Here is a 1,477-nt window from a genome sequence, read left to right as displayed (position 1 = left end):
ACAGCACACCAGCAGAGCCCATTACCTCTACAAAGCTGCTGAAAGAAGTGGGAAGGCGCACCATTGATGAAATTCTCTTTTGCACAGGTGATGAGAATGGAGAATTGATTACTCCCTCCGGACGGTTTAAGCCAGCAAATGTACCAACCAATAATTTATATCTAAAATGTAGCTTTGATTTCACGGATGCAGCAAATCAAGTGATCAGAGAGATTGGGGTTATGGTTGGTACCAAAGTGAAAAAAGAACTTCCACCAGGACAGAGGTATTTCGAGCCAAAAGATGTAGAAAATCCTGGAATTTTACTGGTTTTGGAGCATACAGTACCACTTATCAGAACTGCAGCAACTCGGGAAGCTTTTTCTTTTGTTATTACATTCTAATTCTATGACGTTAAGTAGTTATTATAACCGTTTTAATCCTGACAAAAAATACGAAAAGAGTTTATTTTTAGCTGGTAGAGGCCTGCAATCTGCTGAGTTAAATGAAATGCAAGATTATGCACTCTCCAAGCTTAAAGGTATTGGTGATGCAATATTTAAGGATGGTGATGTTATCAGTGGAGCTGATTGTATTGTAGACGCTGAAACAGGTAAAGTTACCCTTGAAACTGGTAAAATATACCTTCGTGGCTGCGTAAGAGAAGTTGAAAAAACAGAGTTTAAGATTCCAACAAATTCCACAGTTCGTGTTGGTGTTTATTATGTTGAATCAACTATTACAGAGTTGGAGGATGAAAATCTTCGTGATCCTGCGGTTGGTACAAGAAATTATCAAGAAGTTGGAGCAGCAAGGCTTAAAGCTAATATTATTTGGGGTTTTCAGGCAGAAGGTGTGACTATTAATACTGCAGGAGAATTTTATCCAATTTACAACATTGAAAACGGAGTACTGATAGAGCATTCACCGCCACCACAAGCAAATATAGTGACTACAGCACTTGCCAGATATGATCGTGAAGCTAATGGTTCTTATGTGGTAGATGGCCTTGAAGTAATGTTTTTACAACGGGAAAGCCAAATGGGTGAAAGAAAACAGGTTTTTGTGATTAATGAAGGCAAAGCTCACGTTGATGGCTACGAAATTGAACTTCCTCATAGCTTGAGAGTTTATTTTGATGAAGATCCAGACATAAAGTTAGTTGAATCAGAACCTCACTCTTTTCAGCCAAATAGCAACAGAGTTATGGAGCTCAAGGTCAATGATTTTCCTGTAAAAGAAATCAAAAAAGTAGATATTACCGTACAGAAGACTATTTCTCTAACTCACGGTTCATACTCTGGAGTTGCTGACCCAATACCTGATTTTGCTATACTTGAGATCATTCAGATAAAACAAGGCAACGTTATCTATGAAAATAACGCTGATTATAAGCTAAAGTCAGGAGATGTAGATTGGTCATTACCTGGAAAAGAACCAGCTCCTGGCAGCAGTTATGAAATCACCTACAGAGCTAGAACTCACACTACTCCAGAAG

1 protein-coding gene and 1 pseudogene are annotated in these 1,477 nt (G+C 38.5%); both read left to right on the top strand.

Going from position 1 to position 1,477, the window contains the following annotated elements; all coding sequences use genetic code 11:
- A pseudogene (locus tag IC220_RS07505) lies at positions 1–383 on the top strand (hypothetical protein); the annotation flags it as partial.
- 4 nt (positions 384–387) lie between these two features.
- Positions 388–1,477 (top strand): DUF4815 domain-containing protein (locus IC220_RS07500; RefSeq protein ID WP_188153788.1); only part of this gene is annotated, 1,090 nt, incomplete at its 3' end.

It is taken from the genome of Wolbachia endosymbiont of Pentalonia nigronervosa (assembly GCF_014534705.1).
Taxonomy (GTDB): Bacteria; Pseudomonadota; Alphaproteobacteria; order Rickettsiales; family Anaplasmataceae; genus Wolbachia.
The sequence above is the reverse complement of the archived record's forward strand: the minus strand, read 5'-3'. Positions and strand labels throughout refer to the sequence as shown.